This window comes from Kribbella sp. NPDC051137 (assembly GCF_040682535.1).
Classification (GTDB): Bacteria; Actinomycetota; Actinomycetes; order Propionibacteriales; family Kribbellaceae; genus Kribbella; species Kribbella karoonensis.
The window spans coordinates 324,846-347,618 of the sequence record NZ_JBFBBI010000008.1 but is presented as its reverse complement, the minus strand read 5'-3'; the positions used below and the strand labels follow the sequence as shown (position 1 = coordinate 347,618).

The window sequence follows — 22,773 nt, the reverse complement described above, 5'->3', positions numbered from 1 at the left end:
ACTCATGACCACAGTGCACGATTCACCGACCGCGGCCGGCTCCGGCGCCAACGCCAGCTCGAACTTCAAGGCCAAGACCCGGTCCGCGGCGGAGGTCTCGCCGGAGCGCGTCAGCACCGTCGTGACCGCCGTACTGCAGGGTGTGCACCAGGCGATCCGGGACAACCAGGTCAGCTACCCGGAGTTCCAGGCCGCGAAGGCGTGGCTGATGGAGGTCGGCGAGGTCGGCGAATGGCCTTTGTTCATGGACGTCTTCGTCGAGCACGTCGTCGAGGAGGTCGCGGCGTCGTCGCAGCGCGGGACACTCGGCACGATCGAGGGGCCGTACTACCTGCCCGACCAGGTACGGCTCTCGTCCTCGTGCGAATTGCCGCACCGCGCGGACGAGAAGGGCACGCCGCTGGTGCTGTCCGGCCAGGTGCGTGACGTCGACGGTACGCCGTTGGCGGGCGCGGAGGTCGACATCTGGCACGCCGACGCCGACGGGTACTACTCGGGCTTCGCACCCGGGGTGCCCGACGGAAATCTGCGCGGCGTCGTGACGACCGATGCCGAGGGCAACTTCGAGATCCGGACCGTGGAGCCGGCGCCGTACCAGATCCCGACCGACGGTCCGACCGGCAAGCTGATCGAGGCAGCCGGCTGGCACCCGTGGCGGCCGGCACACCTGCACCTGATGGTCCGCGCCGACGGGCATCGTACGATCACCACCCAGCTGTACTTCGCCGGCGGCGACTGGCTCGACTCCGACGTGGCCGAGGCCACGAAGCCGGAACTGATCCTCGACCCGGTCGACGACGGCACCGGAGTACGGCGGGTCACCTACGACTTCGAACTCGAGGGGAACTAGTGCTCTTCCACGTCCGCATGGATGTCCACCTGCCGCCCGACCTGGACCCGGACGCGCGCGCCACCCTCCTCGCGCGCGAACGGGACCGGGCCGTGGAACTCCAGCAGTCCGGGGTCTGGCCGGAGCTGTGGCGGATCGTCGGCGAGTACGCCAACATCAGCATCTTCGACGTCTCGTCGAACGACGACCTGCACGACATCCTGTCCAGCCTGCCGCTGTTCCCGTACATGAAGATCCAGGTGACACCGCTGGCCCAACACCCGTCGAAGGTCTAGGACTCGGTCACAGCCTTCAGGGTCAGTTCCACTTCGTTTCGGTGCAGGGTGAGGTTGCCGCCGGCGGCCTCGGCACAGCGGCGGGCTATGTCGAGGCCGAGGCCGGTGGAGCCCCGGTCGGAGCGGCCGCGTTCGCCGGCCCCCAGCGGGATGCCCGGGCCCTTGTCGGCGACCGTGATGTGGACGAGGTTGCCGGCGCGGGTGAGGGTGATGCGGGCGGGGGTTCCGTCGGGTGTGTGGGCGACGACGTTCTCGACGAGGGCGTCGAGGGCGGCGCCGAGGTCTTCGGCGGACGAGCGTACGGTGGCCGGCTTGTCGGGGAGGTCGAGTGCGAGTTCCCGGCCCTGGTCCTCGAAGAGCGGCTCCCAGAACGCCGCGCGCTGCCGGGTGACCTCGACGGCGTCGGAGTGCGGCACCCGCCCTTCGCGTTGCGGGCGGCGGGCCGCGCTGATGACCGCGGTGAGGGTCCGTTCGAGGCTGGTGACCTGGGTGTTGAGCTCCTCGGCGCTGTCCCGGTCCGGCATCGCCTCGACCTGCAGACGGAGCGCGGTGAGCGGTGTCCGGAGCCGGTGCGAGAGGTCGGCGACGGCCTCGCGCTCGACCGCGATGACCTCGTCGATCCGGTCGGCGAGCCCGTTCAGCGCGGAGCCGACCTTGGCGACCTCGGCGGGGCCGGTGGTCGGCGCGCGGGCGTCCATGTCGCCGCGGGCCAGGCGTTCCGCCGTACCCGCGGTCTCCTCGAGCGGACGGGCGAGCCGGCGGGAGACGAGTTCGGCGCCGACGATGCTGAGCAGGAGTACGGCGAGGCTCCCGCCGACGAGGATCAGCAGCCGCGGGGTCAGTTCGGCGTACAGCTCGTCGTCGGTCAGGTAGAGGCAGACGGAGGCGGTGCCGTTCGGCGTACCGACACCGACGTCGACCGCGAGGCCGCCGGCTACGTCGCGGTAGTCGGCGTTGCCGACCTTGGGCGGGCCCTTCCGGCCGTCGCCGTCGTCGTCGCCGGCGGCCGGCACCTCGTTCGGTGCCGGGATCCCGCCGGGCGGCGGGTCGCCGAGGGTCGTGCCGTCGGCCATCCGGACGGCGATCTTCCCGGCCCCGCCCGGGAGCCCGTTGATGTACGCCGTGATGTCGTCGGCGGTGTGGTCCTTGTCGCCGACGTAGTACGCGACGGTCTCGGCCCGGTTGCGGGCCTTGTCCTTGGCTTCGCTGGCGGTCGTACTGCGGAGCAGCAGGATGAGCGGTACGGCGAACGCGAGCACGACGAGTGTGGTCATGCCGACGGAGAGGAAGAGGATCCGGCGGCGCATTCTCAGCCGTCCGTCGCGAGCTTGACGCCGACACCGCGGACGCTGTGCAGGAACCGCGGCTCGGCCGCGGTCTCGCCGAGTTTCCGCCGCAGCCAGGACAGGTGTACGTCGACGGTCCGGTCACCGCCGCCCCACGGCAGGCCCCAGACCTCCGCGAGCAACTCCCGCTTGCTGACCACCGCGCCCGGCCGCCGCGACAACGCGAGCAGCAGGTCGAACTCCTTGCGGGTCAGGTCCACCGGCGCGCCGTCGACGGTCACCTCACGGCTGCGCGGGTCGATCCGCAGCCCGCCGATCTCGACGGTCGAATCGCCCTGCTGGTCGGTCCCGAGCCGCCGCAGTACGGCCCGGATCCGCGCGTCCATCTGCGCCGCGCTGAACGGCTTGATCACGTAGTCGTCCGCGCCGGCGTCGAGCAGCCGTACGACGCTGGCGTCGTCGTCGCGCGCCGTCGCCACGATCACCGGTACGTCGCTGACCGCGCGGACCATCGCCAGTACGTCCCGCCCGTCCAGGTCGGGGAGGCCGAGGTCGAGCAGCAGCACCTCGGGCTTCTCCCGGGCGACCGCCGCAACCCCGTCGGCGCCGGCCGCGACCGCGGACACGACGTGTCCGGCCGCCGTCAGGGACTTCCCCAACGACGCCCGGATCGCATCGTCGTCCTCGATCAGCAGCACCCGCGCCATGTCTCAGAGCGTAGCCGCCGTCCCCTTATCGGACCCTCAAGCGCCCGTTAAGCGCCGTTCTCCGGAACTTTTCCTGCACCGGGCGACGGTTTGTTTCCGGAGAGCGGCGGCTTCAGCCCGGTGGCGCGGAGCTCGAGGGCGGCGAGCCGGGCGATCACGCCGGCGTCGCCGTCGCGCCAGGCGGCGACCGGGTCGTCGGAGATCTTCGCGAGTTTGTGCATCGGCTGGTTCGCCATCGCGCGGAGGGCGAACAGGTCGAGGTCCGCGGCGCTGTCGATGAACTTCTGCGCCGCGGTCGCCCGGCGGGAGAACCTGATCCGCCGCGGCACCCAGATCAGGACCGCGAACAGCACCGGCAGGCCGATCGTCACGCCCGCGAGTAAGTACGCCAGCTGGTCGACGGCGTGCACCTGGTCCCGTCCGGCCTGGGCGAGCTTGCCCGCGGCGCCGGCCGCACTGTCGATCGGCGCCCGCAGTTCGTCACCCACCGCCGGGACCTTCCCGATCGGCGTCGACAGCTTCCGCAGGTCACCGGCCAGCCCGTCGCCGGCCTCGGCGGCCTTGCGTCCCGGCGTACCGAGCGCTTCGACCATCCGGTGCACGAGCAGGCCGAGCTCCACGCAGAGCCAGACCCAGGCCGCGAGCACCAGGTCCCCCACGATCTGACCGGCCCGCTGTGCTCCTACCTCGGCGTAGAGCTTCACGCGTGCCGGCCCTTCTGTCAGAGGTTGCTGCGGAGGTCCCAGAGGAGAGGGTAGTAGCGCAGGTCGAGGCGGCTGCGCAGGTAGTTCGCGCCGGACGAGCCTCCGGTGCCCGGTTTGGTGCCGATCATCCGCTCGACCATCACGACGTGCCGGGCACGCCACGCGGCGGCGAGCTCGTCGTGCTGGAGGAGCGCCTCGGCGAGCTCCCAGATCGCGGCGTAGTGCGAGCGGTCGCCGGCGACCGTGCGGAGCGCGCCCCGGATCGAGTCCTCGGAGTCGGTGTCGAACCCGCCCTTGCGCAGTACGTCGAGGAACGCCTCCCAGAGTGTCGGTTCCTCGAGGCGGCGGCGCAGCCGGTCCTTCTCGACGTCGGTGAGGCCGCGGAACCGCCGTACGAACGACGGGTCCTTGGCGCCGGAAAGGAACTCGATCTCGCGGAACTGCACGGACTGGAACCCGGACGCCGGCGACAACCGGTGCCGGAACTCGCCGAAGTCCTGCGGGGTCATCGTCTCCAGGATGTCGACCTGCTGGGTGAGCACCCGTTCGATCGTGTGCACCCGGCGGAGCAGGTGCTCGGCCAGCCACAGCTCACCGGCGAGCATCGCGTCCCGGGAGGCGGTGAGCTCGTGCAGGTTCTGCTTGAACCACAGCTCGTAGACCTGGTGGATCGTGATGAACAGCAGCTCGTCGTGGGCGGGAGGCTCCGACTCCAGCCGCTGCTGGTCGAGCAGCTCGGCCAGCCGCAGGTAGCTGCCGTACGTGAGCCGGCCGCCCTCCTCGCCGAAGTGCACGTCGACCCCGCCCCACTGTCCCGTCACCCCGTCACCAGCGCTCATGTGACGGAGACTAGCCCACAGTCCGTGACGGGTCAGCGATTCGTTCGTTGGAACTCTCGTACGCCGAGTCGAGGAGTTGCATGTCCGCCACGGTCGAGACGCCGATCGTCCCAGGTCCGCTGCAAGGGCCTACGCGGGAAGAGCCGCTGGTCGAGGCGTTGCTGCTCGACGACTACCGGTCGCTCGTCCACCTCGCCTACCTGATCCTCCCGCCTTCGATCAGCCGGGCGAGGCGGGTGGCCGCCGCGCACGCTGTCGTTCAGCGCGCGCTCCCGCCGGGACTGCCGCTGCCGACCGACCTCGCGCTCCCGTCGAGCCTGGTCGTGCCCGCGGATGTCAGGGTTCCGGCGACGCGGCACCGGGAGTTCATGCGCCGCCGGGTCGTCGACGAGGCCACCCGGCAGGCCGAGCAGCGGCCGGTCCTGGCCCGTCTCGGCAGCGTGCTCGCGCCGGCGGACGCGCTCGGCTTCGATCCGTGCAGCACCCGTCCCGATCGCACCGCGCTCACCCGCCGCCGCGCCCGGGGCCGCCGCCTCGCGATCGCCACCACCCTGGTCGTGGCCGCCACGGTCCTCGCCGCGCTGCTCAGCTTCTGACACCTTGACGCGCTGAGGTCCGCCGCCTACCTTCGGTGACACCGCTCTCTTCCTACCGCCCCAGGGAGATCTGTGATGTCCGTTGGAATCGTTTCCAGTCTTGCCCTCCTGATCGCTCCCCTCGGCGCACCGCTGCCCGCGCCGGCCGAGACCCCACCGGTGAACATGTCCACCCAGGCAACGATCTGCAACAAGTACTGCGACGCCCGCGACCCCGCTCTCGCACCGAAGGACCGGACACCGGTCTCCGCCACGCTCTTCGGCCGCACGATCACCCTGCACCTCGACGACGACGACGCGATGGGCTGGGCCTCGATCGACAACGGCAACCCCGGCGACGAGGTCTGGCTGGACCGCTCGATGGACGGCGGCCGCACGTGGTCCGACGGCAGCCGGCTCGGCAACACCGCGATCCCCTCCGGCCGCAGCGGCTGGCGGACGCTGATGTACAACGTCGACGACTGGAACAACCTCGGCGTCGGCGCCCTCCGCGCCTGCGGCAAGGCCGGCGACCGCGCGGACATCACCTGTACGCCGTGGGCGCGGGTGACGTGGAACGCCTGGGACCGGCGTACGGCGGCCGCGACCGCGCTGATGCAGGACTACAACCTGTCCAGCGGGCTGTTCGACACGACCGGCTGGTGGAACTCGGCGAACGCGCTGAACGCGTTGATCGACAACATCCGGGTCAGCGGGATGACCAGCTACGAGTACGCGATCGGCAAGACCTACGACCTCAACCTGAACCAGTTCGAGGGCCAGTTCCGCAACGACTACATCGACGACACCGGGTGGTGGGGGCTGGCGTGGGTCGCGGCGTACGACCTGACCGGTGACGCGCGGTACCTGCAGACGGCGCGGGCCGACGCGGACCACATGGCGGCGTACTGGGACAACACCTGCGGCGGCGGGGTGTGGTGGAGCGAGGCGAAGACGTACAAGAACGCGATCTCGAACTCGTTGTACATCCAGCTCAACGCGCAGCTGCACACGCGGGTCGCGGGCGACTCGACGTACCTGCAACGCGCGCAGGCCGGGTGGACGTGGTTCCAGCAGACCGGGATGGTCAACGGCTCGCACCTGGTGAACGACGGGATCGACCTGTCGACGTGCAAGAACAACGGCCAGACCGCGTGGACGTACAACCAGGGCGTGCTGATCGGCGCGCTCACGGAGTTGTCCAAGGCAACGAACAACTCGGCGTACCTGACCAGCGCCCGGCAGCTCGCGGACGCCTCGACGACCGCGACGTCGCTGCACACCACCGACGGCATCCTCCGCGAGCCGTGCGAGGACGGCGACTGCGGCGGCGACGGTCCGTCGTTCAAGGGCGCGCACGTCCGCGGCCTCGGCAAGCTGAACGCGGCGCTGTCCGACCACCCGTACACGGCGTACCTGCAGAAGCAGGCCGATCGCGCGTACGCCGCCGACCGGACGCCGATGGACCAGTACGGGCTGCGCTGGTACGGCCCCGTCGACAAGCTCGACGCGGCCCGCCAGCAGTCGGTGGTGGACCTGCTCAACGCCGCCCCCTGACCCCGGTACGGTCGCCGTGTGACGACGATCTTCGAGCGCGACGACTGCCTGGTGACGCTGGAGATCGGTGACCGGATCGAGTACACGGTCCGGACCACCGATCACCAGCAGGTCATCAGCACGCCGCTCGACGGTCTCGAGACGCTGGCCGCTCACCTCGGCGGAGAGCAGTTGGCCGACGCCAGCCGCTCCTCGGCAGAGCGGGACGGATTCGAGCGTCTCATGGTCGCGAGCATCGGCTCCGCGCTGCGTCGCTGGTGTCACCAGGCCGGTCTTTCGTCCGTGTGGACCGTCGACGGACGACGCGCCCGCCGCGAACACGTCGTTGCCGTCGTCCCGCAGCCCGTCACCGGCCGGACGATCACCCTCAGCCTGGCCTGCTCGCCGCACGAGGGCGGCCAGGTCATGTTCACCGAGGAGTACCGCGGGCCGGCCGAGGTCCTCGGCTACAGCTACACCACCGGTCTGCGGTCCGCCGATGTGCCGCGGCTCGTCGACCACCTCGAGACGACGGCGGATCGCCGTACGGCCGGCGAACCGGAGGACCGGCTGATCGCCGCCCTCGGCGAACTGGTTGCCCAAGGCACCATAAATCCGGCCGCCGGGCAAGGCGAACCGCGGGCGCTGTTCGAGACCTGGTGCCGCGAGGCCGGCGTCCCGACCGACTTCCACCGGCTCGGCGTCGACCGCCGTGAGAAGCTGGTGCAGGTGCCGACGCGGCCCGACCAGGTTGCGGCGGTCAGTTTCTCGATCGACTCGTTCGGCAAGGAGCTCGGCTTCCAGGAAGGCTACGGACCCGAAGGCGAGACCTGGCGGGACGCGCTGTACCAGCTGCGGTTCGGCTACGACCAGCTCGGGAAACTGCTGTCCTGGTTGACGAATCAGGTCGGTCCGCTGGACGAGCGACTCGGTCCGGACGATGCCGTCGTCGCGGCCTGGCAGCTGCTGGCCGAGCGGGGTGAGCTGACGCCGCGTCGCCCGATGGAGGTTCACGACCGGGTCGCGCGCTGGCTGACCGAGGCCGGTGTGGAGTTCCGCAGCTACGGTTCGGCCTGGCGCGAGACGCTGCTGCGCGTCCACCGGCAACCGGGCGACTGCATCTTCACGTTGTCGCTGACGATCGACCCCGACCGGGCCGCCGAGGGCATCACGTTCACCGAGTTCTACGACTACGGACCCAGCGGCGACGATCCCGGCCGGGAGTACGGGTACGGCGTACACGCGCCGTACGACGCCCTGGAAGCGCTCGCGGACGCCTACAACCCCGGCGACGGACCCGCGCAGGACCGGCTGATCAGCGCGTTCAGGGACCTCGTCGCCGCGGGCGTCCTCGGCGACGGAAAGGCGTTGCAGGTGAACCAGGACGTCGTACTGCGGGGTTTCGAAGCGGCCGGCGTCCCGGTGACCACCGACACCTGGGTGTGGCTGAACTCGGACTGACCCCGGTGACCGACCGGTGATGCCATGATGACGACATGGAGCTGAAGATGTCGGCGTCGTACGACGCCACCCCCGAGGAAGTGTTCGCGATCGTGACGGACACGGCCTTCCGCGAGCAGGCCTGCGAGAAGACCAAGGCACTGTCGTACGACGTCAAGGTCAGCACGTCCGGCGGCGACACCGTGGTCCGGGTCAGCCGGAAGATGGAGGCCAAGGACATCCCGGACATGGCCCGCAAGTTCGTCGGCGAGACGCTGACCGTGGTGCAGACCGAGACCTGGCACGCGGCCGCCGCGGACGGTTCGCGGCGTGCGGACGTGTCCGGCGAGATCAGCAACACCCCGGTGACCCTGAAGGGTACGGCGCGGATCGCGGCGAACGGCGGACAGACCGTCCAGGCGATCGACCTCGACATCAAGGTCGCCGTACCGTTGATCGGCAAGAAGATGGAGCCGTTCGTGGTGGACGCGATCCGCAACGGCCTGCAGAAGGAGCACGACCTCGGGCACGAGTGGAGCGGCAAGTAGCCCGTGTCGTTGCGCTGAGCGGGGCGCCTCCGGTGGCAATCTGGGAGGAAGCGTTGCACCGGAGGTGACCCGTAGTGATGCGAAGTTCCCTGCGCAAGAAGCGCGACCGAACGCCGCCCGACGCCACGCAGTACTGCGCCTTCTGCGCCACCGTGATGCCGTTCGAGCGCATCGAGCCGTCGGACTACCTGATCGACGAGCCCGACGAGTGGATCTGCACCAAGTGCGGCTCGGCCCTGCTGGTCGACCCGCCCACGCAGGAGCTGCACCACACCGCCTAGCACCGGGCGTCGGCGGCGGCCAGCCCGTTTCGCATCGCGGCGAGGGTCTCGGGTGACCAGGCGCCGGTGTTGGTCATCGGGAGCTCGGTCATGAACCGCCGCTCGTGCTCCGGGATCGTGGCGGCGACGAGGTCGGGGTCGTCCAGCACGGTTGCGTACAGCCGGGGGCCGTCGGCGCTGAACAGGTCGGCCGCGACCAGCCGACCGTCCGCGGTGCGCATGATGTTGTCCGGGTTCTCGTCGACCTTCGGCGCGAACCACGGCTGCTCCCGGAGCCCGCGCTCGTGGACCCGGCGTACGACGTCCGCCAGTGCCGCCACCTGAGGCTCGCGGGCCGTGAGCGCCCGATGGAAGTCGGCCGCCTCGTCCGCGGCGACCGGCTCCAACCATTCGAGCAGCTGTAGGTCCCCGCCGCCCGCCAGCCGACGGTGCTCGTACAGCCGCGGCACCTGCCCTGTGTGGGCCGCCTCCCGGTACAGGGCCGCCGTGTACGGCCCCGCCGGGTCGAACGGGCTGATCCGCGCCGCCGTAAGCCCATCGGGCGAACGCAACGCGACAGCCCAGTCCCCCGCACCACAATGCGTCCACCCCGCCGCGACCAGCGCCCGCTCCAGCCGGCGATGATCCGCCTCCGCCCCGAGTGGTACCGCGAGGTGGCGGCGTGGGGCCGGCGCCGGCCGTCCGTCGTCGAGCGTCACGCTGCCGAGCCTAGGACGTGCACGCCCGGCAGCGCTCTCGAATTGTCAGCCCTGGTGCGGGTAGCGGTAGTCGGTCGGCGGGGTGAAGGTCTCCTTCATCGACCGCGGGGAGGCCCAACGGATCAGGTTCCACATCGAGCCGGCCTTGTCGTTGGTACCGGACGCCCGCGCACCGCCGAACGGCTGCTGTCCGACGACCGCACCGGTCGGCTTGTCGTTCACGTAGAAGTTCCCGGCCGCGAACCGCAGGTACTCCGCGGCCTCCGCGATCGCGTGCCGGTCCTGCGCGATCACCGCACCGGTCAGGCCGTACGGTGCGGAGTGCTCCATACCCTTCAGCACCGCGGCGTAGTCGGCGTCGTCGTACACGTGCACGCCGAGGATCGGCCCGAAGTACTCGGTGGTGAAGATCTCGTCGGCCGGGTCGCCGGAGACCAGCAGCGTCGGGCGGACGAAGTACCCTTCGCTGTCGTCGTAGGTGCCGCCGGCAACGACGTCGATCGAGTCTGTCGCCGCGGCCCGGTCCAGCGCCGCTTTGTGCTTGGCGAACGCGCGGTCGTCGATCACCGCGCCGATGAAGTTCGACAGGTCGGTGACGTCGCCCATGGTCAGCGACTCGGTCTCGGCGACGATGTCGTCCTTGATCAGGTTCCACACCGAGCGCGGCACGTACGACCGCGACGCGGCGGAGCACTTCTGCCCCTGGTACTCGAACGCGCCGCGCACCATCGCGGTCTTCAGCACCGCCGGGTCCGCCGACGGGTGCGCGAGGATGAAGTCCTTGCCGCCGGTCTCGCCGACCAGCCGCGGATACGTCTTGTACGACGCGATGTTGGTGCCGACGGTCCCCCACAGCGACTGGAAGGTCTTCGTGGAGCCGGTGAAGTGGATACCGGCCAGGTCCGGGTGGGTGAGCGCGGCCTTGCTGACCTCGATGCCGTCGCCGGTGACCAGGTTGATCACGCCGGCCGGCAGGCCCGCGGCCTCGAACAGCCGCATCGTCCAGTGCGCCGCGAACTGCTGCGTCGGCGACGGCTTCCAGACCACGGTGTTGCCCATCAGCGCGGGCGCGGTCGGCAGGTTGCCGGCGATCGCGGTGAAGTTGAACGGGGTGATCGCGTACACGAAGCCCTCGAGCGGCCGGTAGTCCACCCGGTTCCAGACGCCCGGCGACGAGATCGGCTGGTCGCTGACGATCTGCCGCGCGAACGCCACGTTGAAGCGCAGGAAGTCGATCAGCTCGCACGCGGCGTCGATCTCGGCCTGCTGGACCGTCTTGGACTGGCCGAGCATGGTCGCCGCGTTCAATGTGTCGCGCCACGGGCCGGACAGCAGGTCGGCCGCCTTCAGGAAGATCGCCGCCCGGTCGTCGAAGGACAGCGAGCGCCACGCCGGAGCGGCCGCCAGCGCCGCGTCCACGGCCGCCCGGCCGTCCGCCTCGGTCGCGTTGCCGAGCGTGCCGAGCACGTGCGCGTGCTTGTGCGGCTGCACCACGTCGATCGGCGTGCCGCCGCCGAGCTTCTGCTCGCCGCCGATCGTGCAGGTCAGCTCGATCGACCCGCCCGCCGTGAAGTCCTTGAGCTTCGCCTCCAGGCTCGCGCGCTCGGCCGATCCGGGCGCGTAGCCCTTCACGGGCTCGTTGGCGGGTGTCGGTACGGCGGTCACGGCATCCATGCTGCGGCACTCCTCGATCAGGTGGTGGATCGTACTGGGCACGCCGGATACAGGTGGTCCGGCGTGACACCAGCATGGTGCCACGCCAGGACCGTCAACCACGAACGCAACTGAATTACTTCCGCCACGGCATGTGCTGGAGCGCCCAGGTGTTCCCGTCGGGGTCCGCGAACCAGGCGTAGAAGACGCCGCCGAGGTCCTCGGTCTCGCTGACCTCGACGCCGCGGCCGATCAGCTCCTGCCGGGCCGCCTCGATGTCCTGCACGACCAGGTGCAGCCCGCGCTGCGAACCGGCCGCCATCTGCAGCTGCGGCAGCCCGGTCGTGAGCGAGATCGAGCAGTACGAACCGGGAGGCGTGAGCTGCACGATCCGGACGCCGTCGGCAGGTGTCACGTCCACGTCGCAGACGAACCCGGCCTGGTCGGTGTAGAACGCCTTCGCCCGGTCGACGTCCGCGACCGGCATCGGGATCAGCTCGAGCAGGTACGCCCCCGGCCGCACCACCGGGTGCGCCGGGTCCACCGGGACGTCCGCGATGTCGGTCGGTATCTCGGTGCGCTCGCTCATGCCCCCACCCCAGCCTTCTCTCTTGCTCGCCCGCTCATGCCGACTTCTTCTTGGCGGCCTTCTTGGCCGGAGCCTTCTTCGCCGCGGCAGCCTTCTTCGCCGGGGCCTTCTTCGCCGCGGCAGCCTTCTTGGCCGGAGCCTTCTTCGCGGGAGCGGCCTCGGAACCGCCGCCGGCCCGCCGCGCCTTGGCGGCCTCGACCGAGGCACGCAGCGCGGCCACCAGGTCGACGACCTCGGCGCCCTCGCCCGCCTCCTCGTCCTCGGACTCCGGCAGCGGCACGCCCTCGGCCTTCGCCTCGACGACCTTCTCCAGCGCCTGGCGATACTCGTCGTGGTACTGGTCCGGGTCGAACTCGCCGCGCAGGGTGTCGATGTACGACGAGGCCATCGCCTTCTCCTGGGACCGGATCTCCACGTCCTCCGGCGGCGCCGCGAACCCCTTGTCGCGGATCTCGTCCGGCCACAGCATCACCTGCAGCACCAGGACGTCGTCGACGGTCCGGAGCAGCCCCAGGCTCTCCCGGGACCGGAGCGCGACCTTGACCAGCGCGTACAGCTCGGAGCCCTCGAGGGCGTCCCGGAGCAGCACGTACGGCTTCGCGCCCGGCCCGCCGTCCGCGGCCAGGTAGTACGACTTGCCGAGGTACAGCGGGTCGACCTGGTCGGCCGGCACGAACTCCAGTACGTCGATGACCTTCTTGCTGGACAGCGGCAGGTCGGCGAAGTCGTCCGAGTCCAGCACCACCATCCGGCCGTCGGGCATCTCGTACCCCTTGCCGATGTCCGAGTACGGCACCTCTTCGCCGTCGATCGAGCAGATCCGCTTGTACCGGATCCGGCCCCCGTCGGCGACGTGCACCTGGCGGAACGAGATGTCCTTCTCCTCGGTCGCGGAGAACACCTTGATCGGGATCGTCACCATCCCGAACGAGATGGCCCCCTTCCAGATCGCCTGCATCGCCATCAGCTCCCTCTGTGACCTCGTCCGCCCTCAGGCGTGCTGTCCGCCGCGCGGCCCCTCCGCCGCGAGCAGATCCGGGATCTCCTGTGTCGCGTACCACATCAGGTCTTCACCCTCGCACGAATCCAGGGCGAACACCGCGTCGTCGTCTCCGGCCTGCGCCGCCTCCCACAGGTCCGCTGCCTTGCCGATCACCGTGGTCGCCTGGGCCGCGTCCAGGTGCACGGACGCCACCGAGCGCCACGGGATCACCACGTGCAGCTCCAGCCGGGCGTCGCCGAGCTCCACGGACCCGTCGGCCGGCGGCACCGCGCTCACCTCGGCGGAGATCACCACCCGTCTCCGGCTGGTACCCGGATCCGCGGCCAGTAGTCCCACCGAGGCGCGGGCGGCCTGCGCCATCGCCGCGTACTCCAGCTCCTCGTCGTCGCCCTCGGCGTACCACTCCCGCAGCGCGGGCGTCACGGCGTACACCGTGAGCGGCGCCGGGCCGATCTCGCCGGCGTTGCACACCGCGCTCAGCTGCCGGAGCGTTGACGGTACGTAGACCCTCATGAACCCGCCTTCTTGGTGGTACGGGGCTTCTTCCGGCCCCGGGGGGCCCGGTTCCGGCTGCCCCTGGTCGTCTCCAGCAGCTCGTCCAGCGCATCGGTCACACATTGGGCGAAAACAGCGAGGTCCGGCATGGCGGTGCGGTCCGCGTTCAGACCGTAGTACACCTTCCCGTCGTACGACGTGACGCCGACGGACAGGCCCTGTCCGGGCATCAGCGGGACGACCGGGTACGACGCGAGCATCGGGGCACCCTGCGCGTACAGCGGGAACTGCGGACCCGGGACGTTGGTGATCACCACGTCGTCGATCGGCCGCACCGTGGTGGTCGCGACCCTGGCCGCGAGCGCGTGCAGCGTGGTCGGCGCGAACCCGGCGATACCGACCAGCGAGCGGGCGCTCACCGCACGGCCGGTGTCCTTGTGCACCTTGGTCTGGTACGAGATCTGGTGCAGCCGCATGACCGGCGAGTTCTCCCCGACCGGCAGGTTCACCGCGGAGGCGATCACCCGGGAACCGAGCGAGGTCGGCTCCTCGTCCTCGTCGTCGCGGATGCTCACCGGGACCACCGCCCGGACGCTCCGGGTCGGGCCGACACCCTCGCCGCGGGTCATCATCCAGGACCGGAACGCGCCCGCGACCACCGCCAGGATCACGTCGTTCACCGTGCCGCCGTGCGCGGCACGGATCGTCCGGTAGTCCTCCAGGTCGGTCTGCACGGTGGTGAAGCGGCGCTGGCCGGACGTCTTCACGTGCAGCGAGCTTTCCTGGGCGTGGCGCTGCGCGACCAGCGAGCCGACCACGTCCCCGAGCACCTCACGCACCGAGGTGGAGCCGGTCAGGCTGGCCATCTCGGCGCGCGCCAGCTCCAGCACCGCTGTCGGGGTCCGGGTGGCGTCCGCGAACACGCCGGCGAGCAGCTCCAGCGCGGACGGCGGGTGCTCCGGCTGCCAGGTGTCGGTCGGTGTGTCCTTCGGCTGCGCGGTGGCGTCCAGCACCACCTGGCCGATGTCGACCGTGCTGTTGCCGTCGACAAGCGCTTGATGGGACTTCGCGATGATCGCGAACCGGTCCCCCTGCAGGCCCTCGACCAGATACATCTCCCACAGCGGGCGGGCCCGGTCGAGGCGCCGGGACATGATCCGGGCGACCAGCTCCAGCAACTGCGCGTGGGTCCCCGGCCGGGGCAGCGCCGAGCGGCGTACGTGAAACGTGATGTCGAACTCTTCGTCGTCCACCCAGACCGGCCCGGCGAACCGCCCGGGGATCTGCTGGACCCGCTGCCGGTACCGCGGCACGTACGCGATCCGGTCCCGGATCAGCGCCACCAGGCTCTCGTAGTCGAACCCCTCGTCGCCGTGCACCGGCGGCTCGAAGATGTCCACCGTCCCGACGTGCATCGGGGTGGCCGGTGACTCGGCCTTGAGAAAGGTGAGATCGAGCGACGTCAGCCGGTCCGGCATCTCAGTCACCTTCCTCTCGTCGACAGGTTTCTCACCCTAGTGGGTGGGTCCGACAGTGTGCTGCAACACTTCCTGTCTGGGAACACTGAGCTATCCGTGTTCGTCAGGCAAGGGGGTGTGTTTCAGCCCTTGCCCTGCCACAAGACCTTCGAAAGGCTCCTGGATCGATGCGTTCGACGCTCACTCGCGGTGCTGCTACCGCGCTCCTGCCCACCCTCGGCATCTTGGTCCTGGCGGGCTGCGGCGGAGGCGACAGCACCAGCGGCGGCAACACGCCGTCGCCGAGCGCCTCCGGTACGCCGACGTCCACGCTGCCGACCAACACCCCGACCCCGGGGGCGCCGAACACCGGCTCCCCGTCGAACACCGCGGACCCGTCGGGTGAGACCGCCGACGTGACCGTCAACGTCACCGTTGCCAACGGCAAGGTGAACCCGAGCGGCGCGACGATCAAGGTGCGGGCCGGCCAGACCGTCCTGGTCACCGCGACCAGCGACGCCGAGGACGAGTTGCACATCCACGGGTACGACAAGGAGCTCGAGCTCGCCCCGGGCAAGCCCGCCTCGGTGAAGTTCACCGCGAACATGAAGGGCACCTTCGAGGTCGAGACCCACAAGAGCGGCAAGCTGGTCGCCAAGCTCGTCGTTTCATGATGATCCCGCTCCACGGGATCGGCGGACGGCAGGATCTGCCGGTCCCGTTCGGGCTGGCCGTGGCCGGCGCCGCGGTGGCGGTCGCGGTGTCGTTCGTCGTGCTCGGCCTGGCCTGGCGGAGTCCGAAGTACCGCGGGAACGCGTCCGGAAAGCCGTTGCCCGCCGCAATCACCCGGACCGTCGACGCCGGCTGGTTCCGCTGGGCCGTCCGGCTGGTCGGGCTGGCGATCTTCCTGTACGCGATGGTGTCGCTGATGTTCGGCGTGGACCGGCTGACGAACCCGATCTTCGGCTTCATCTACATCCTGGTCTGGGTCGGGCTGGTGCCGATCTCGATCGTGCTGGGCCCGGTCTGGCGGACGCTGAACCCGCTCCGCACCGTGCACCTGCTGCTCTCGAAACTGCTCCGCCAGCCGCCGTCGAAGGGCCTGCTGGAGCTGCCGCCCTGGACGGGCCTGTGGCCGGCAGCGCTCGGCATCTTCGCGTTCACCTGGCTCGAGCTGGTCGCCCCGGACCGCGCGACAATCCCGGTCCTGCAGGCCTGGATCGCGCTGTACGTCGTGATCACGATGTTCGGCGCGATCCTGTTCGGGGACCGGTGGTTCGCGCAGGGCGACCCGTTCGAGGTCTACGCGTCGCTGATGGCCCGGCTGTCGCCGTGGGGCCGCCGTACGGACGGTGCCCTGGTGGTCCGTCGCCCGCTGGAGAACCTCGACGGCCTGAAAGCCCAGCCCGGGCTCGTCGGGATGGTCGCCGCGCTGCTCGGGTCCACGGCGTACGACGGGTTCTCGAACTCGTCCGCCTGGATCGGCTGGGCGCAGAACCAGGACATCTCGATGACCTGGCTCGGCACCGGCGCGCTGATCGTCTTCGTCCTGTTCGTGCTGGTCACGTACTCCGGCGCGACCGTGCTCGCGGGCCGGCTGTCGGAAAGCTCGCGTACGGCGCTGCCGGGCCTGTTCGCGCACTCCGTCGTACCGATCGCCTTCGGGTACGTCGTGGCGCACTACCTGACGCTGTTCATCCTCGAGGGCCAGCGGACGCTGATCTATCTGAGCGACCCGCTGAGCAACGGCGCGAACGTCTTCGGCACCGGCCTGCTCGCGGTGAACACCGGCATCACCAACCACAGCACGATGATCGCCGTCATCCAGGTGCTCGCGGTCGTCTGCGGCCACCTCCTGGGCGTCGTCTCGGCGCACGACCGCGCCGTCGCCCTCTTCCCGCGCTCGAGAGCCCTCGCCGGACAACTTCCGCTGCTGGTCGTCATGGTCGGCTACACGTGCGCCGGGCTGTTCCTACTGTTCTCTTCATGACCTTCACCCCGGCGGACCGCTCGGCCCTCCGCGACACCCTGATCGCGGCGTCCCGGGCGGACACGCGTATCACCGGCGCGGCCCTCACCGGCTCCGCCGCCGTCGGCGCCGAGGACGAATGGTCCGACATCGACCTGGCCCTCGGCCTGGCGCCGGACGCCTCCCATCCCGAGGTCCTCGCGGACTGGACCGCCCGGATGTACGCCGACCACGCCGCCGTCCACCACACCGACGTCTGGTCCCGCAGCACCGTCTACCGGGTCTTCCTCCTCGAATCGACCCTGCAGGTGGACATCGCCTTCGCCCCGAGCGGCGCCTTCGGACCCCTCGGGCCGACCTTCCAGCTGCTCTTCGGCGAGGCCACGCAACAAGAACCCTGGAGTACGCCGGACCCGGCAGACATCATCGGCCTCGCCTGGCTGTACGCCCTGCACGCACGCTCCAGCATCGAGCGCGGCCGGTCGTGGCAGGCGGAGTACATGATCAGCGGCGTCCGCGACCACGTGCTGACGCTGATGTGCCTGCGCCACGGCCTACCGCACTCCCAAGGGCGCGGCCTGCACCTGCTGCCGGCCACCGGTGACGTCGAGCAGACGCTGGTGCGGTCGCTCGACGACGCCGAGCTCCGGCGGGCGTTCCGCGCGAGTGTCGACGTACTGCTGGCCGAGGCCTCGTACGTCGACGCGGAACTCGCGGTCAGGCTTTCTGGGCCGCTTCGGGCGCTGACGGCCTAGGCAGGTTGCGGCTCGTCACGATCAGCAGCACGAAGGCGATCATCCCGACGATCAGGTGCGAGTTGCCGGGGATCGACTGCCAGAACGTCCAGCTCAGCTCGCGGTCGTCGCGGTACGGCACCCACCAGATCGAGCGCAGGACGAACAGGCCGTAGAAGAGCACCCCGGTGACGACCGCCGGATTCAGACCCCAGACCCGGTTCACGCCGCGGATCAGGCTGACACCGAGCGGGATGATCCACACCCAGTGGTGGCTCCACGAGATCGGCGACGCGTACAGGACCGCGAGCGCCATCACGGAGATCGCGGTCACCCGCTCGTCCGCCAGCCAGTACTTGCGGGCCAGCCACAGCACGACCAGCCCGAACACCGCCGACAGCACGAACCAGGTCGGCTGCACCCAGCTCGCCTGGTTGCCGATCCGGTGCAGGAAGCCGTTGAACGACTGGTTGCCGGTGTACGCGATCCCGCCGACCCGGTTGGCGTCCAGGATCACCTTGGTCCAGTAGTGCCAGGACTGGTGCGGCACGATCGCGAACCCGACCGCCATCGTCGCCAGCAGCCCGAACACCGAGTTCCGCAACGCCCGCCACTGCTTCGTGACCACGAGCAGCGCGAGGAACGGCAGCGGGGTGAGCTTGACGCCGATCGTGACGCCGAGCCAGAACCCGCGCAGCCGGGCGTCCTTCGGGCGCACCAGGTCCAGCAGGATCATTGCGGTCAGCAACAGGTTGATCTGGCCGAACTGGATCGTCTGCCAGACCGGCTCGAGCAGCAGCGACAGAACCGTCAGCGCGACCAGCACCGCGGTCCGCTTCCGCTGCGTCACGAACGACCAGAAGGTCTTGGTCAGGCTGGTCCGCCACAGTGCGGTGATGCACAGCACCGAGAGCGTCGTCCAGGCGATCAGCGCGATCGCCCACGGTACGGCGGCCAGCGGGACCATCGCGATCGCCGCGAACGGCGGGTACGTGAACGGCAGGTTCGATCCGCCGGGCAGCTTCGCGTCGTACAGCGAATCGCCGTGCAGCAGGACCGACCCGCCCATCCGGTAGACGCGCAGGTCGATCATCCCGCCGTACAGATGCATGATCCAGGCGCCGACGGCGACGAGCGCCGCGCAGACGAGCACGGCGACGACGACGCCACGGCGGCCGGCCGGACGGGTCGGGGAGGAGGCGGGGGTGGTCACGGTCACGTCAGGTCGGCTCCGAACAGGTCTTCCAGCGCTCGCCGGGTCTCGTCGTACTCGGTGTGCAGAATCGCGGTCATCCCGACCGCACGGGCGCCGTCGACGTTCAGTTGCAGGTCGTCGACGAAGACACATTCGGCCGGTTCCAGCCCGAGCCGGCCGGCCGCCAGCCGGAAGATCTCCGGTTCGGGCTTGCGCAGCCCGACCTCGCCGGAGATCACGATGTCGTCGAACATCCCGTCCCAGGTGTCCCGCGGGTACGTGTTGCCCCAGGAGTTCGACAGCAGCGCGGTCCGGATGCCGCGCTCGTTGATCCGGCGGACCAGCGCCGCCATCGCGGGCTGGTGCTCGAAGTGCGCGAACATCCGCTCGATCAGCCCCTCGGCGGGCACCGGCGTACCGTCGCGGCGGACCAGCAGCGAGGCGAGCTTGCGCTCGAAGTCGGGAACCGCGATCTGGCCGCGCTCCAGCGCGTGCACCGGGTTCAGCTCGGCGGTCACGGTCTCGGACGGCAGCCATTTCATGACCGCCTCGAGGTACGAGTCGAAGTCGAAGTCGTCCAGTTCGGCCCAGCGGCGCAGCGCCGGCTCCAGCCCGGAGGTGAGGACACCGCCCCAGTCCACCAAGAGACCACGCACCTCGAACATGGCGGCCAGCCTACTCAGGCCGTGGGTGCCCTCACCCTCCCGACCCTGGATCTCACCGAGCGTGGTCAGCGCGCGTATTCGATGCTGACGTCACCCGACGAGGTCCGCGCGGTGATCGTCCGGGTCGCGTTCGGGTCGCTCTTCACGTTCGCCGACCGGTCGCCGGAGGACGTGTCGGTGTCGAGCTTGTACGTCGTGTCGCCGGGCGGGAGCCCGATCGACACGTCACCGGAGCTCGCCTTCGCCTCGACCGACTGCGGTACGGCGGTGAAGTCCAGCCTCTGGTCGCCGGAACTGCTGTGCGCCGACACCGCCGTCGAGGTCAGTCCGTCGGCCTCCAGGTTGCCGGAGCTCGAACGCAGGTCGAGCGGCCCGCTGACGTCGTGCACGGCGATGTTGCCCGAGTTGGTCTTCAGGTCCGCGCCGGCCTCCAGCCCGGACACCGTGACGTGGCCGCTGCTGCCCTCCAGGATCAGCTTCACGTCGCGCGGGACCGTCAGCACGTAGCTGGTGGCGCAGTTGAACGCCAGGAAGCCGCAGCCGCCGCTGTCCAGCTCGAGCCGGCCGTCCTTGTAGCTGTCCTTCGGGTCCGAGCCGAAGACGCTCCGCTCGAACTGGCGGTCCACCTTCACCTCGGTGCCGTCACCGGGCCGCACCTCGATGTTCGCGGACGCGCTCTTCACCGTCAGCTCGCCGCCCTGCACGGGATAGCTGCTCTGCCCGGTCTTCGTGCCGTCGGTGAGGCCGGTCAGTGCCCAGTACACGCCGCCGAGGATCAGGGCGACCGAGATCGCGATCCCGTACCGCCGCTGGGTACTCATTGTGCCCCGTGGGCGACTCTGGACGTCGGACATGCCTCCACCCTGCCAGGTCGGGGCGCTGCTGTCGGTCGGGATCTCCCCCGGATCGACCCTGAAGTTCAGGCGGGGACGGTATGAAAGGCGTCGGCGACCTCTGCCGCCAGTTGCTGGAAGGCCTTGCGGAGCTTGCTCGACTTCGCCGCCTCGGCCAGGCTGCGTCCGTGCGCCATCGCGGTGTCGGTGGCGCCCAGGTCGTACGGCAGCAGGACCACCCGGTCGATCCCGGCGTACTGCCGCAGCGCGTCCGTCGCCGCGTCGCCCGGCGAGCCGCCGAGGGCGCCGGAGCGGAGCCGGTTCACGACCACCCGGACGCCGACCGACGGTACGACGGCGCGCACCTCGTGGACCGCCCGGATCAGGCGGGTCAGGCCGACCGGGTCCGCCGTACCGACGACGATCACCTCGTCGGCCTCCTCCAGCGTCGACACCGTCGCGCCGTTGCGGCGCGGGGCCAGCGAGTCGAACGAGATCTCCTCGTCGGTCTCGATACAGAAGCCGGCGTCGACGACGGTCAGCGGCGCCAGGGTCCGCGCCGTCGCCCAGATGGACTCGATCGCCGCGGGCCGCAGCTCGGTCCAGCGGTCGGCGCGGCTGAGGCCGGACAGCACCAGGAGGTGCGGGTTCACCTCCCGGGAGTGCCGGGCGAGCATCACGGTGTCGAGCGAGCCGTTCGACGCGGAGCGTGCGGCGGCGGCCAGGCCGGAGGTTTCGTCGAGGAGGCCGAGCATCTGCGCGACGGTCCCGCCGTACACGTCCGCGTCGGCGAGCAGCGTCGGGACGTTGCGCAGCGACAGCTCGGTCGCCAGGTTGACGGCGACCGTCGTACGGCCGGGGGCGCCGGTCGGGCCCCAGACCGCGATCAGCCGGCCGGTGCCCTGCGGGAACGCCGGCGGCCGCGGATTCGCCGCCTCCTCCGGGGTCAGCGGCACGAACCCGCCCGCGAAGTGCGAGCTCGCGACCGGCGGACCGGAGTCGACCGCGTCGGCGACCGCGCGGCCCAGGTCCGCCGGGCTGACGTCGGCGGGCAGGATCCGCTCGATCCCCATCCGGGCCAGCCGGTCCTCGGCACCGAACGGTGCTCCCGTCTCCAGCGGGTCCACGAGCGCGAGCACGACGATGCCGCGCGAGTGCAGGGCGGCGACCGCGTCCGAGGACAGCCGGGCCATCGCGTCGGCGACCAGCACCGCCCGAGCCTGCCCGCTGGCAGCCGCGGCCATTACGTCGGCGAAGTCCACGCAGCGCCGGACGACCCGGATCCCCGGGGCGTGCTCGGTCCGCCGTACGACATCGGCCTCCCACGGGGCACCCGTGACGGCCAGCAGCACCGGGATCGACATCAGCCGGCCTTCCGGACCAGGGTCGGCTCGCCGGCGTTGATCGCGGCCAGCGAGGACCCCATCCGGCTCTGGTCGGCCGACGAGAGGTCGATCGTCACCTGCCGGCGTGCGGAACCGCCGGCGACACCCTTCACCGAGTCGACCTGCAGCACGCGGACGCCGGTCCACAGCTGGGACGCGGGGTGGCCTTCCTCCTTGGGCACGACCCAGACGTCGACGACGTCGCCGACCGCGATGTCCGGCGGCAGGTGGCCGGTGGCGACCGACAGCGGCATCTCGGTGCGGTCCCGGTCGGCCTTCGGGACCGCGGCGTCCTTCGGGACGAACTCGCCCTGACCGACCGCGCGGCCGACGACCAGACCCTTCAGATCCGCGTCGGCGGACAGGTATCTTCCCGAGTCGTTGCTGCTGGTGAAACGGACCCTGACCGTGGTCAGGTCGTCGTCGGTCAGCGGACTGCCGACCCGGAGCTCGTGCTTCGCCGCCCAGACCGTGGTCGTGTCGTCCGCCGACGAGAGCAGCTTGGCGCCGGCCAACGCGGTCACCGCGACGAGCAGGACGCCGAGCACCAGCCGGCCGTCCTTCCACCGCGCCTTGCGGTTGCGTTGCGCCGGGGCAACCGCAGCCCCGAACCCGCTTCGCACCTGTGTGTCGACCACGTCGTCTCCCCAGTCGATCGATCGCCTGTCGGCGGACATTCTGCCTGCTTCACGAGCTGGCCGTGAACGGTCATCCACAGGCTGTCATGAGCTGGGGACAAACTCGGTCATCCACTCGCCAACCGTGGCAAACTGAAGGAACCAGCCACTATGTGAAGGAGTTCGACGATGCCGGGTCCCCGTTTCCTCCAACTCGCGGACGTCGCCGAGGTCCTGAACATCTCCGCCAACCAGGTCTACGCCCTGGTCCGCCGCGGCGACATCCCCGCCGTCAAGATCGGCGGCCGCGGTCAGTGGCGGGTGGAGTCCGCCGAGCTGGAGAAGTACATCGAACGGCTCTACACCGAGACCAAGCAGTTCATCGACAACCACCCCTTCGGCGAAGAAGCCGAAACCTCGGAAGACGCCCACCTGTAGC

Annotated in this window: 26 protein-coding genes; 11 read left to right on the top strand and 15 right to left on the bottom strand. The window is 70.3% G+C overall.

The window, feature by feature from the left end:
• Positions 1–4: 4 nt before the first annotated feature.
• The gene (catA, locus tag AB0M51_RS39750; RefSeq protein WP_344198792.1) at positions 5–850 is read left to right on the top strand and encodes a catechol 1,2-dioxygenase; all 846 of its coding nucleotides are present in this window, start codon (positions 5–7) and stop codon (positions 848–850) included.
• The gene (gene catC, locus AB0M51_RS39745; protein WP_344198794.1) at positions 850–1,125 is read left to right on the top strand and encodes a muconolactone Delta-isomerase; all 276 of its coding nucleotides are present in this window, start codon (positions 850–852) and stop codon (positions 1,123–1,125) included. The genes catA and catC overlap by 1 nt, the downstream gene beginning before the upstream one ends.
• Here the strand turns inward: catC and AB0M51_RS39740 are convergent.
• Genes AB0M51_RS39740 through AB0M51_RS39725 form a run of 4 tightly spaced genes read right to left on the bottom strand, consistent with a single transcriptional unit; the run spans position 1,122 to position 4,661 of the window.
• Complete coding sequence (locus AB0M51_RS39740) at positions 1,122–2,399, bottom strand: HAMP domain-containing sensor histidine kinase (RefSeq protein WP_344198796.1); 1,278 nt, start codon at positions 2,397–2,399, stop codon at positions 1,122–1,124. The genes catC and AB0M51_RS39740 overlap by 4 nt on opposite strands.
• Before the next feature lie 35 nt (positions 2,400–2,434).
• Positions 2,435–3,118, bottom strand: a complete 684-nt coding sequence (locus AB0M51_RS39735; protein ID WP_344198798.1) for a response regulator transcription factor — start codon at positions 3,116–3,118, stop codon at positions 2,435–2,437.
• A 47-nt stretch (positions 3,119–3,165) separates the two neighbouring features.
• Positions 3,166–3,822 (bottom strand): hypothetical protein, encoded by a 657-nt coding sequence (locus AB0M51_RS39730; RefSeq protein ID WP_344198800.1) that lies wholly within the window; start codon positions 3,820–3,822, stop codon positions 3,166–3,168.
• 17 nt (positions 3,823–3,839) lie between these two features.
• The gene (locus tag AB0M51_RS39725; protein WP_344198802.1) at positions 3,840–4,661 is read right to left on the bottom strand and encodes a tryptophan 2,3-dioxygenase family protein; all 822 of its coding nucleotides are present in this window, start codon (positions 4,659–4,661) and stop codon (positions 3,840–3,842) included.
• A gap of 80 nt (positions 4,662–4,741) precedes the next feature.
• On the opposite strand from AB0M51_RS39725, the gene AB0M51_RS39720 reads away from it, so the two are divergent.
• The 5 genes from AB0M51_RS39720 (at position 4,742) to AB0M51_RS39700 (ending at position 9,041) form a co-directional block, all read left to right on the top strand.
• The gene (locus AB0M51_RS39720) at positions 4,742–5,257 is read left to right on the top strand and encodes a hypothetical protein (RefSeq protein ID WP_344198804.1); all 516 of its coding nucleotides are present in this window, start codon (positions 4,742–4,744) and stop codon (positions 5,255–5,257) included.
• A 75-nt stretch (positions 5,258–5,332) separates the two neighbouring features.
• The gene (locus AB0M51_RS39715; RefSeq protein ID WP_363753817.1) at positions 5,333–6,793 is read left to right on the top strand and encodes a glycoside hydrolase family 76 protein; all 1,461 of its coding nucleotides are present in this window, start codon (positions 5,333–5,335) and stop codon (positions 6,791–6,793) included.
• A gap of 18 nt (positions 6,794–6,811) precedes the next feature.
• A complete protein-coding gene (locus tag AB0M51_RS39710) occupies positions 6,812–8,233 on the top strand; it encodes a hypothetical protein (protein WP_363753814.1) in 1,422 nt (473 codons plus the stop codon).
• Between the two features lie 35 nt (positions 8,234–8,268).
• Entirely contained in the window at positions 8,269–8,760 is a 492-nt protein-coding gene (locus AB0M51_RS39705; protein WP_344198810.1) for a DUF2505 domain-containing protein, read from the top strand.
• 77 nt (positions 8,761–8,837) lie between these two features.
• Entirely contained in the window at positions 8,838–9,041 is a 204-nt protein-coding gene (locus tag AB0M51_RS39700) for a hypothetical protein (protein ID WP_344198812.1), read from the top strand.
• Here the strand turns inward: AB0M51_RS39700 and AB0M51_RS39695 are convergent.
• The 6 genes from AB0M51_RS39695 to AB0M51_RS39670 form a co-directional block, all read right to left on the bottom strand.
• Positions 9,038–9,739, bottom strand: coding sequence for a hypothetical protein (locus tag AB0M51_RS39695; protein WP_344198814.1), 702 nt, complete (start codon positions 9,737–9,739; stop codon positions 9,038–9,040). The genes AB0M51_RS39700 and AB0M51_RS39695 overlap by 4 nt on opposite strands.
• 45 nt (positions 9,740–9,784) lie before the next feature.
• Entirely contained in the window at positions 9,785–11,413 is a 1,629-nt protein-coding gene (gene pruA, locus AB0M51_RS39690; RefSeq protein WP_344198816.1) for an L-glutamate gamma-semialdehyde dehydrogenase, read from the bottom strand.
• 115 nt (positions 11,414–11,528) lie between these two features.
• Complete coding sequence (locus AB0M51_RS39685; protein WP_344198818.1) at positions 11,529–11,981, bottom strand: VOC family protein; 453 nt, start codon at positions 11,979–11,981, stop codon at positions 11,529–11,531.
• Between the two features lie 34 nt (positions 11,982–12,015).
• On the bottom strand, positions 12,016–12,939 hold the full coding sequence (locus AB0M51_RS39680; protein WP_344198820.1) for a Ku protein: 924 nt from the start codon (positions 12,937–12,939) through the stop codon (positions 12,016–12,018).
• A 33-nt stretch (positions 12,940–12,972) separates the two neighbouring features.
• Positions 12,973–13,497, bottom strand: a complete 525-nt coding sequence (locus tag AB0M51_RS39675) for a hypothetical protein (RefSeq protein ID WP_344198822.1) — start codon at positions 13,495–13,497, stop codon at positions 12,973–12,975.
• Positions 13,494–14,957 carry a wax ester/triacylglycerol synthase family O-acyltransferase gene (locus AB0M51_RS39670; RefSeq protein ID WP_344198824.1) on the bottom strand — a complete coding sequence of 488 codons (1,464 nt, stop codon included), beginning with the start codon at positions 14,955–14,957 and terminating at the stop codon, positions 13,494–13,496. Before AB0M51_RS39670 ends, AB0M51_RS39675 begins: the two co-directional genes overlap by 4 nt.
• Positions 14,958–15,124: 167 nt before the next feature.
• Between AB0M51_RS39670 and AB0M51_RS39665 the strand changes: the two genes are divergently transcribed.
• The 3 genes from AB0M51_RS39665 to AB0M51_RS39655 are packed head-to-tail and all read left to right on the top strand — an operon-like array spanning position 15,125 to position 17,660.
• Positions 15,125–15,610: a cupredoxin domain-containing protein gene (locus tag AB0M51_RS39665; RefSeq protein WP_344198826.1), complete on the top strand. Its 486-nt coding sequence runs from the start codon at positions 15,125–15,127 to the stop codon at positions 15,608–15,610.
• Complete coding sequence (locus AB0M51_RS39660) at positions 15,607–16,926, top strand: hypothetical protein (protein ID WP_344198828.1); 1,320 nt, start codon at positions 15,607–15,609, stop codon at positions 16,924–16,926. Before AB0M51_RS39665 ends, AB0M51_RS39660 begins: the two co-directional genes overlap by 4 nt.
• Positions 16,923–17,660, top strand: coding sequence for a nucleotidyltransferase domain-containing protein (locus tag AB0M51_RS39655; protein ID WP_344198830.1), 738 nt, complete (start codon positions 16,923–16,925; stop codon positions 17,658–17,660). Before AB0M51_RS39660 ends, AB0M51_RS39655 begins: the two co-directional genes overlap by 4 nt.
• On the opposite strand, the gene AB0M51_RS39650 is transcribed toward AB0M51_RS39655, so the two are convergent.
• The 5 genes from AB0M51_RS39650 to AB0M51_RS39630 all read right to left on the bottom strand — a co-directional run bounded on the left by AB0M51_RS39650 (position 17,623) and on the right by AB0M51_RS39630 (position 22,394).
• Complete coding sequence (locus AB0M51_RS39650; protein WP_344198832.1) at positions 17,623–18,858, bottom strand: glycosyltransferase 87 family protein; 1,236 nt, start codon at positions 18,856–18,858, stop codon at positions 17,623–17,625. The two genes, AB0M51_RS39655 and AB0M51_RS39650, sit on opposite strands and share 38 nt — an antisense overlap.
• Positions 18,855–19,499 (bottom strand): HAD family phosphatase, encoded by a 645-nt coding sequence (locus tag AB0M51_RS39645; protein WP_344198834.1) that lies wholly within the window; start codon positions 19,497–19,499, stop codon positions 18,855–18,857. Before AB0M51_RS39645 ends, AB0M51_RS39650 begins: the two co-directional genes overlap by 4 nt.
• A gap of 65 nt (positions 19,500–19,564) precedes the next feature.
• Positions 19,565–20,320: a DUF4097 family beta strand repeat-containing protein gene (locus tag AB0M51_RS39640; RefSeq protein WP_344198836.1), complete on the bottom strand. Its 756-nt coding sequence runs from the start codon at positions 20,318–20,320 to the stop codon at positions 19,565–19,567.
• Between the two features lie 98 nt (positions 20,321–20,418).
• Positions 20,419–21,696 (bottom strand): hypothetical protein, encoded by a 1,278-nt coding sequence (locus tag AB0M51_RS39635; protein WP_344198838.1) that lies wholly within the window; start codon positions 21,694–21,696, stop codon positions 20,419–20,421.
• The gene (locus tag AB0M51_RS39630; protein WP_344198840.1) at positions 21,696–22,394 is read right to left on the bottom strand and encodes an SAF domain-containing protein; all 699 of its coding nucleotides are present in this window, start codon (positions 22,392–22,394) and stop codon (positions 21,696–21,698) included. The genes AB0M51_RS39635 and AB0M51_RS39630 overlap by 1 nt, the downstream gene beginning before the upstream one ends.
• Before the next feature lie 129 nt (positions 22,395–22,523).
• Here AB0M51_RS39630 and AB0M51_RS39625 point away from each other — a divergent pair, with 129 nt between their 5' ends.
• Positions 22,524–22,772: a helix-turn-helix domain-containing protein gene (locus tag AB0M51_RS39625; protein WP_344198842.1), complete on the top strand. Its 249-nt coding sequence runs from the start codon at positions 22,524–22,526 to the stop codon at positions 22,770–22,772.
• Position 22,773: the final 1 nt, after the last annotated feature.

What these genes read in the sequence shown, in the direction of transcription:
- catA (WP_344198792.1), top strand. Translation starts at nt 5, where the DNA reads ATGACCACAGTGCACGATTCACCGACCGCGGCCGGCTCCGGCGCCAAC.
- AB0M51_RS39740 (WP_344198796.1), bottom strand. Translation starts at nt 2,399, where the DNA reads ATGACCACACTCGTCGTGCTCGCGTTCGCCGTACCGCTCATCCTGCTG.
- AB0M51_RS39735 (WP_344198798.1), bottom strand. Translation starts at nt 3,118, where the DNA reads ATGGCGCGGGTGCTGCTGATCGAGGACGACGATGCGATCCGGGCGTCG.
- AB0M51_RS39725 (WP_344198802.1), bottom strand. Translation starts at nt 4,661, where the DNA reads ATGAGCGCTGGTGACGGGGTGACGGGACAGTGGGGCGGGGTCGACGTG.
- AB0M51_RS39720 (WP_344198804.1), top strand. Translation starts at nt 4,742, where the DNA reads ATGTCCGCCACGGTCGAGACGCCGATCGTCCCAGGTCCGCTGCAAGGG.
- AB0M51_RS39715 (WP_363753817.1), top strand. Translation starts at nt 5,333, where the DNA reads ATGTCCGTTGGAATCGTTTCCAGTCTTGCCCTCCTGATCGCTCCCCTC.
- AB0M51_RS39705 (WP_344198810.1), top strand. Translation starts at nt 8,269, where the DNA reads ATGGAGCTGAAGATGTCGGCGTCGTACGACGCCACCCCCGAGGAAGTG.
- AB0M51_RS39700 (WP_344198812.1), top strand. Translation starts at nt 8,838, where the DNA reads ATGCGAAGTTCCCTGCGCAAGAAGCGCGACCGAACGCCGCCCGACGCC.
- pruA (WP_344198816.1), bottom strand. Translation starts at nt 11,413, where the DNA reads ATGGATGCCGTGACCGCCGTACCGACACCCGCCAACGAGCCCGTGAAG.
- AB0M51_RS39685 (WP_344198818.1), bottom strand. Translation starts at nt 11,981, where the DNA reads ATGAGCGAGCGCACCGAGATACCGACCGACATCGCGGACGTCCCGGTG.
- AB0M51_RS39680 (WP_344198820.1), bottom strand. Translation starts at nt 12,939, where the DNA reads ATGCAGGCGATCTGGAAGGGGGCCATCTCGTTCGGGATGGTGACGATC.
- AB0M51_RS39675 (WP_344198822.1), bottom strand. Translation starts at nt 13,497, where the DNA reads ATGAGGGTCTACGTACCGTCAACGCTCCGGCAGCTGAGCGCGGTGTGC.
- AB0M51_RS39670 (WP_344198824.1), bottom strand. Translation starts at nt 14,957, where the DNA reads ATGCCGGACCGGCTGACGTCGCTCGATCTCACCTTTCTCAAGGCCGAG.
- AB0M51_RS39665 (WP_344198826.1), top strand. Translation starts at nt 15,125, where the DNA reads ATGCGTTCGACGCTCACTCGCGGTGCTGCTACCGCGCTCCTGCCCACC.
- AB0M51_RS39660 (WP_344198828.1), top strand. Translation starts at nt 15,607, where the DNA reads ATGATGATCCCGCTCCACGGGATCGGCGGACGGCAGGATCTGCCGGTC.
- AB0M51_RS39655 (WP_344198830.1), top strand. Translation starts at nt 16,923, where the DNA reads ATGACCTTCACCCCGGCGGACCGCTCGGCCCTCCGCGACACCCTGATC.
- AB0M51_RS39645 (WP_344198834.1), bottom strand. Translation starts at nt 19,499, where the DNA reads ATGTTCGAGGTGCGTGGTCTCTTGGTGGACTGGGGCGGTGTCCTCACC.
- AB0M51_RS39640 (WP_344198836.1), bottom strand. Translation starts at nt 20,320, where the DNA reads ATGAGTACCCAGCGGCGGTACGGGATCGCGATCTCGGTCGCCCTGATC.
- AB0M51_RS39635 (WP_344198838.1), bottom strand. Translation starts at nt 21,696, where the DNA reads ATGTCGATCCCGGTGCTGCTGGCCGTCACGGGTGCCCCGTGGGAGGCC.
- AB0M51_RS39630 (WP_344198840.1), bottom strand. Translation starts at nt 22,394, where the DNA reads ATGTCCGCCGACAGGCGATCGATCGACTGGGGAGACGACGTGGTCGAC.
- AB0M51_RS39625 (WP_344198842.1), top strand. Translation starts at nt 22,524, where the DNA reads ATGCCGGGTCCCCGTTTCCTCCAACTCGCGGACGTCGCCGAGGTCCTG.